Source organism: Sphingomonas sp. (assembly GCF_013816785.1).
Taxonomy (GTDB): Bacteria; Pseudomonadota; Alphaproteobacteria; order Sphingomonadales; family Sphingomonadaceae; genus Sphingomicrobium.
This window is the reverse complement of record NZ_JACDDV010000078.1, coordinates 1-6,913: the sequence shown is the minus strand read 5'-3', so window position 1 is coordinate 6,913 and position 6,913 is coordinate 1. Positions and strand designations below refer to the sequence as shown.

At 64.9% G+C, this 6,913-nt stretch carries 7 protein-coding genes; 4 read left to right on the top strand and 3 right to left on the bottom strand.

All coding sequences use genetic code 11. The annotated features are described in order from the left end of the window. Positions 1–269: hypothetical protein (locus tag H0W65_RS11775; RefSeq protein WP_294007796.1), on the top strand; the 269-nt coding region annotated here is incomplete at its 5' end. A 147-nt stretch (positions 270–416) separates the two neighbouring features. Here H0W65_RS11775 and H0W65_RS11770 read toward each other — a convergent pair. Continuing rightward, positions 417–1,379, bottom strand: coding sequence for a threonine/serine dehydratase (locus H0W65_RS11770; RefSeq protein ID WP_294007794.1), 963 nt, complete (start codon positions 1,377–1,379; stop codon positions 417–419). Positions 1,380–1,638: 259 nt separating this feature from the next. On the opposite strand from H0W65_RS11770, the gene H0W65_RS11765 reads away from it, so the two are divergent. From H0W65_RS11765 to H0W65_RS11755, 3 genes are all read left to right on the top strand, one after another. Further along, entirely contained in the window at positions 1,639–2,787 is a 1,149-nt protein-coding gene (locus tag H0W65_RS11765) for a type III PLP-dependent enzyme (protein ID WP_294007792.1), read from the top strand. Positions 2,788–2,912: 125 nt separating this feature from the next. Then, positions 2,913–3,992, top strand: a complete 1,080-nt coding sequence (locus H0W65_RS11760; protein ID WP_294007790.1) for a deoxyhypusine synthase — start codon at positions 2,913–2,915, stop codon at positions 3,990–3,992. A 59-nt stretch (positions 3,993–4,051) separates the two neighbouring features. Continuing rightward, the gene (locus H0W65_RS11755; RefSeq protein WP_294007788.1) at positions 4,052–4,501 is read left to right on the top strand and encodes an MAPEG family protein; all 450 of its coding nucleotides are present in this window, start codon (positions 4,052–4,054) and stop codon (positions 4,499–4,501) included. On the opposite strand, the gene H0W65_RS11750 is transcribed toward H0W65_RS11755, so the two are convergent. Then, positions 4,498–5,667 (bottom strand): class I SAM-dependent RNA methyltransferase, encoded by a 1,170-nt coding sequence (locus H0W65_RS11750; protein WP_294007786.1) that lies wholly within the window; start codon positions 5,665–5,667, stop codon positions 4,498–4,500. The genes H0W65_RS11755 and H0W65_RS11750 overlap by 4 nt on opposite strands. Beyond that, positions 5,664–6,905, bottom strand: a complete 1,242-nt coding sequence (locus tag H0W65_RS11745; RefSeq protein WP_294007798.1) for an NAD(P)H-hydrate dehydratase — start codon at positions 6,903–6,905, stop codon at positions 5,664–5,666. The genes H0W65_RS11750 and H0W65_RS11745 overlap by 4 nt, the downstream gene beginning before the upstream one ends. Positions 6,906–6,913 lie beyond the last annotated feature (8 nt).

The window sequence follows — 6,913 nt, the reverse complement described above, 5'->3', positions numbered from 1 at the left end:
GCATGATGTCGCCCATGCCCGATGTCCAGCAGCAACAGGCGCGCCTTGAAGAGGCGTTCGAGCGGATCGAGGAAACGATCCTGCCGTGCATCGCGATGATGCTCGACACGCTGCTCGATGCTTCGGCCAACCTCGCCAAAATAGATCCCAAGGCGTTGGCCGCCGAGCTGCAGACGCTCGCGGCCGAACTCGAGGCGTTGACCCGCGCGGTCGAGCGGAGTTCGCCGGCTCACGTCGATCCGGGCGAATATCGCGTCGCCCAGGGCTAGACCGCGTGACGTACCGCTAGGCCTCCCCACCGGGCCGCGACTTGCTAACCTGCCTGTTCTTGATCCTCGCGACGTTGCTGGCGCAATTGTTTCACGCAGCGCTCGCCTGACCGCTTCGTGGGGCCGCTGCTGGTTGCTGCCACCGTCTTAGCACTTCAAAATCGCATCGTGCAGCGCTGGTTCGATGTTCCCGCCTGACACCAGCGCCACCGTTCCCTCGGCGGCGATGATCCTTCCCGACAGCAAAGCGGCGATCGCCACCGCGCCGCCGGGCTCGACGATCAGCTCATGCTCGCGCCACGCCCACCGGACCGCCGCGGCGACTTCCGACTCGCTTACGGCGAAGGCTGTGGCCTTGCGAGCCTGAAGAATGCCGAAGGTGATCGGCGAGACCACCGCTGTCTGCAACGCGTCGCACAGGGTCGGCGGCGCGTCGGCGTCGACTGGCACGATGCGGCCGAGCTCAAGCGACCGGCGCATGTCGTGCCACCCCTCGGGCTCGACGATGTTGATTTCGGCATCGGGGCAGGCGAGCGCGATGCCTGAGGCCAAGCCGCCCCCTCCGCAGGGGACAACAACTCGCCGCGGGGGCGCTTCACCTGCTACCGCCAGCTGGTCCAATATTTCCAGCCCCGCGGTCCCCTGCCCGGCGACGATCGCGACATCGTCGAAGCTCGGCACGACCACCGCCCCGCGCTCCGCTGCGATGCGGGCGGCGATGGCGATCCGATCCTCGGTGCGGCGGTCGTACAGGATGATTTCGGCGCCCTCCGCCCGAGTTGAGTCGATCTTTACCTGCGGCGCGTCGGACGGCATCACGATCAGCGCGGGGATACTAAGCCGGCGCGCGGCGATGGCGACGCCGCGGGCGTGATTGCCCGACGAAAAGGCGACCACGCCGGCCTTGCGTTCCTCCGCGCTCAACTGGAGCAGCCGGTTGCTCGCCCCTCGCAATTTGAACGCGCCGCCGGTCTGCAGACATTCGCATTTGAACCACAGCTTTTGCCCCAAAATCCGCGTCTCGATCAGCGGGGTTTGTATGACTAAGCCGGCGATCCGTTCGGCGGCGGCGAGGACATCATCGCGGGTGACCAGCAAAGCGTCAGACAAGCCGTTGTTCTCCTTTGTTTTCCGACGAACCGAGCCCTGGTGAAGCCCAATCGGCCTGGCGGCGGTCCGTCCTTGGTTCAAAAAAACTTTACATGGAGGGCCGGCAACCATATGTAGCGCCTCCGCTGCCCCATGGGACTTCCAACCGCAAGGCAGCTTTTCTCGAACAGACAGTTGGAGGTCCCTTGAGTTGCACAAGCCAAATCGCGCGCTGGGGCTAGCGAAAGCCCCTGACGGCAGCTCCGCTGCCGCGATCGCCATGAGCCGCCCGATCCAGCCGGTCACGCTGCTTCGTCCGCACGCCGCTGCGCGCGCCGCCTGCTTCTTCGTCGAGAAGTTTCCGGGCAAGTCGCTTTATGCGGTCAAGGCCAATCCCTCGCCGGATTTGCTTCGCATCCTGTGGGGCGCGGGCGTGACGCATTATGACGTCGCTTCGCTCGGTGAAGTGCGCCTGGTGGCCGAGACGCTCCCGCAGGCGACCTTATGCTTCATGCACCCGGTCAAGGCCGAGGAAGCGATCGAGGAAGCTTATTTCACCCACGGCGTAAAGACGTTCAGCCTCGACACGCTCGAGGAGCTCGACAAGATCATGCGCGCCACCCGCGGCGCGACCGATCTCAGCTTGTTAGTACGAATCCGCGTGTCGTCCGATCACAGCAAGCTCAGCCTGGCGTCGAAGTTTGGCGCCGAGCCGGGAGAGTTGACGCGGCTGCTGTTCGCCGCGCGTCAGGCGGCCGACGCGATGGGCATCTGCTTCCATGTCGGCAGCCAGGCGATGAGCCCCGCCGCTTATACCGAGGCGCTTAGCCGGGTTCGCGACGCGATCGTCGGGGCGGCTGTGACGGTCGATATCGTCGACGTCGGCGGCGGTTTTCCCAGCTGGTATCCGGGGATGGAGCCGCCCGCGCTGGAAAACTACTTCGACGTCATTTCCAACGCTTATGAAGCGCTGCCGATCAGCTATTCGGCCGAACTATGGTGCGAGCCGGGCCGCGCGCTGTGCGCCGAATATGCCAGCGTGCTGGTTCGTGTCGAAAAGCGCCGCGGCGCGGAATTGTACATCAACGACGGCGCTTATGGCGCGCTGTTCGACGCCGCCCACATCGGCTGGCGCTACCCGGTCCGCCTGGCCCGCGATCGGCCGTCGGACGCGCGCGACATAGAGTTCAGCTTCTACGGTCCGACCTGCGATGACCTCGACTATATGGCGGGGCCGTTCGATCTTCCTGCCGACGTTCAGCCGGGCGATTACATCGAGGTTGGGATGCTGGGCGCCTATGGCTGCGCGATGCGCACCGGCTTCAACGGCTTCGGGGTCGGAAATCCGGTAATTGTCGACGACGAGCCGATGGCCACCCTCTATGGAGCGGCCGAGCCGGCTCGGCGTTCCAAGGTCGTGACGCTCTAATCCCTCCCCTCCCGCTCGCGGGAAGGGATCGAGGGGAGGGAGTGCCCTTTCTTTTCGCGTGTCGATAAAACAGTCCCTCCCCTAACCTCACCCGCGAACGGGAGGGGAACTATCGGAGTATGAACATGACCACCGAGATGCTCATCAAAACCGCCGACGACAGCGCGATCAACGATCGCCGCAAGGCCGAGCTTCTGAGCCACGAAGTCGAGCATATCGACATCACCAGCTTCGACGCCCGCCCGATCGTCGAAGCGATGGGCAAGATGAGCTTCACCAGTCGCGACCTGGCGCGCGCGACCGATCTCTACAACCAGATGCTGGCCGACCCGAATTGCGCCGTGATCCTGGTCATCGCCGGGTCTACCTCGGCCGGCGGTTGCATGGATTTATACGCCGAGCTGGTGCGCTCGAACATGGTCGACGCGATTGTCGCCACGGGGGCGGCGATCGTCGACATGGATTTCTTCGAAGCACTTGGCCACAAACATTATCAAGCGCTTGAAATTCCTGACGATGACACGTTGCGCTCTCTCTACATCGACCGCATTTACGACACCTATATCGACGAGATTTCGCTCCAGGATTGCGACTTCACTGTCGGCAAGATCGCCGACAGCCTGGAGCCGCGTCCCTATTCGTCACGCGCCTTCATCCGCGAAATGGGCAAGTGGCTGGTCGAGAATGGCAAGAAGGATAACAGCCTGGTCAAGCTCGCCTGCGAGCATGACGTGCCGATTTTCTGCCCGGCATTCACCGATAGCTCGGCCGGCTTTGGCTTGGTCAAGCATCAGGTCGACGCGATGAAGCGCGGCGGTCACTATATGACCCTCGACTCGATCGCCGACTTCCGCGAGCTGACCGACATCAAGATCAAGGCGGGCACCACCGGCCTCCTCATGATCGGCGGCGGGGTGCCCAAGAATTTCGCGCAGGACACCGTCGTCTGCGCCGAGATCCTCGGTCACGAGGATGTCGAGGTCCACAAATATGCCGTCCAAATCACCGTCGCCGATGTCCGCGACGGCGCCTGCTCCTCGTCGACGCTTCAGGAAGCGGCCAGCTGGGGCAAGGTGTCGACCGCGCTTGAGCAGATGGTGTACGCCGAGGCGACCTCGGTCCTGCCTTTGCTCGCCAGCGACGCTTGGCACCGCGGCGCATGGAAGACCCGCACCAAACGGCGTTTCGCCAAATTGTTCGACTGACTCGATTGCCAAGCGAAATGAACTGACGCACCTTCCCGTTGAAACAGGGGAGGTCATTCATGGAATACAGCCCAATTCTCGTACCGGTCGTTGCGCTGGTCGCGTGGACGATGGTCATCATGGTGTGGATGGCAGTCGTGCGGCGCCGCGCCTTTGCCCAGATGGGCCTCACTTGGGGGACCATCCCGCGCGGCTCCCGCGGGGCAAACCTCGACGGCAAAGCCCCCGACGAGGCGCAGTGGCCGTCCCACAATTACAACCATTTGATGGAACAACCGACCATCTTCTATGCGATCGCGTTAACGCTCGCCCTGATGGATATGGGCGGGGGCATCAATTATTGGCTCGCCTGGGGCTATGTCGGTTTCCGGGTGCTGCACAGCATCGTGCAATGCACCGTCAACATCGTCGCCATTCGCTTTCCCCTGTTCGCGCTCGCGTCGCTGTGCCTGCTTGGCCTGACGGTGCACGCGGCGGCGCGGATCGCGCATGACTGCGGGTTGATCTAGCGGCTGAATGCAGCGGCCAGTTCGACATGGGTCGACCAGCGGAACTGCCCGACCGGACGCGCCCAGAGCAGGCGATAGCCGCCGCCCGCGAGCATCTCGGCGTCGCGCGCGAAGGTCGCGGGGTTGCAGCTGACGTAAGCGATTCTTGGCACCGGCGAAGTTGCAAGCTGGCGGATCTGTTCGGCGGCGCCGGAGCGCGGCGGATCGAGTACCACGGCGTCGAACGCGGCCAGCTCGCCGGAGTCGAACGGGCGCCGGTAAAGATCGCGGTGCACCGCCTCGACCTTGCCCGTCGAATTCAGCGCCAGGACCGCATCGCGCGTGGCCTCGGCGGCCGAAACCGTGCCGTCCAGCCATAGCGCGAAGGTACCGAGGCCCGAAAAAAGGTCGGCGATCCGCCCTGCCCCATCTACCGCCTCGCGCACCGCCGCCACTAGCGCGGCTTCGCCATCTGCCGTCGCCTGCAGGAAGGCACCCGGCGGGAAGGCGACCGGAGTCCCGGCAAGCGTGACGGTCACCGACTGGGGCTCATAGCGCGCCTCGGGGCCATAGCCTTCGTCGATCGTCATCCGCGCCAGGCGCTGCGCCTCGCAAAAACCGGTCAGCGCCTCGACCGCGTCAAGGCCGGTCACCTCGACGCCTTTGATCCCAACATCAATACCCTGATCGGCGCGTGTCACCTGAATTTCGGCAACCCGCTTGGCCGGCAGAATCGGCGCGAGCAGCCCCCTCAGCGGCGCCAGCAGTGCAAACAGCTCCGGCTGCAATATGTGGCATTCTGCGAGATCGACGATGCGCTTGGTGCCTGCCTCGTTGAAGCCGAGCAGCACACGCCCCCCGGCTTTCATCGCGCGCAACGAAGCGCGCCGCCGAGTGCGCGGCGGCGACAGATGCGGCGCTCGCACTTCCGTTTCCAAGCGATGCTGGGCGAGCGCCCCGGTCACTCGCGACGCGCAATAATCCGCATAAGCAGAATCGGTCAGATGCTGCAGCTGACACCCGCCGCAAATGGGAAAATGGCGGCATGGCGGCAACTGATGACCCGGCCCCTCGCGCAGCGTGCCGTCCTCCCGCAAAATATCGCCCGGCACGGCGAGGGCGACATGGCGGCCCGATGCGCTGACTCCATCCCCTCGCGCCGCGATCCTGACGATCGGATCGCTCACGGCAGGGCGAGCGGGATGGCGTCCACCAGATCGTCGGCGATCATCCCCGGCCCCGCCGCCTCCGCGGCACGACCGTGGACCCAGACGCCCGCGCAAGCCGCATCAAATGACTCCATCCCGCGTGCGCGCATCGCGGCGATCATCCCGGCGAGCACGTCACCGGTGCCCGCGCTGGCAAGCCAAGCCGGCGCGGGTGGCGCGAAGCCGATCCGGCCGTCGGGCGCCGCGACCAGCGTATCAGCGCCCTTGTATACGATCACCGCGCCGCTGCGTTTCGCGGCAACCAGGGCGCGCTCGGCCTTGCTGCCCTCAATCTGACCAAACAGCCTCGCGAATTCGCCCTCGTGCGGCGTGAGAATCACGTCGTGCCCTCTCAGCCGTTCGGGTTCGCCGACCAGGCCAATCGCGTCGGCGTCGATGACGATCGGCCGCGGCGTGGTCAGCGCCAGCGTCAGCACAGGCGGAATATCGCCCAGCCCCGGCCCGACCAGAATGCAGCCTATGCGCGGATCGTTGATCTGGGCAGTGTCGGTCTGGACGATGGCCGCTGGCAATCCGTCGAGCGCGCGTGAAGTGCTGACCCGGACATAGCCCGCTCCCGCTCGCGCAGCGGCCTCGGCGGCAAGTGCGATCGCGCCAGGCATCTGGCCGGCCAGGCAATGGACCAAGCCGCGATCATATTTATGGCCGTCAGCCTTCAACGGCGGGAGTTGTGGTGCGCCGATTTCAAACCAGTCGCCGGCGACTTCAATGCCAATGTCGGCCAGCACGACGCGGCCGATTGTCGACATTGAGGGCATCAGCCGATGAGCCGGCTTCAAGGCGCCAAAAGTGACGGTCATGTCGAACGCCGGTACTGGCGAGAGGAGTTCGCCGTCATCGGTTGCAATCCCACTGGGCAGGTCGCAGGCGATGGTCACACTGGCTTGTTCAGCGAGCCTTGAAAACTTCTCCGAAACAGCTGTTTCCAGGCCTCTGCCCAGACCCGCCCCAAACAAGCAGTCAATTAACACTGGGGCCGGTTCAACGTTCATGAAACTATGCGTCTCCCCCTCCCATCCCGCCCTTGCCCATTGGGCAGCACCCGCCGTTGGGTCGGCTAACGCCGCAACGGTAACCGGCCAGCCCGAGGCGGCCAAGTGGCGCGCCGCGACATAGCCGTCGCCGCCATTATTGCCAGGACCGCACAGGATGAGCGTCGGCGCCGGCCCTGTGAAGCGGCGCACCGCTTCGGCCAGGGCCGCCC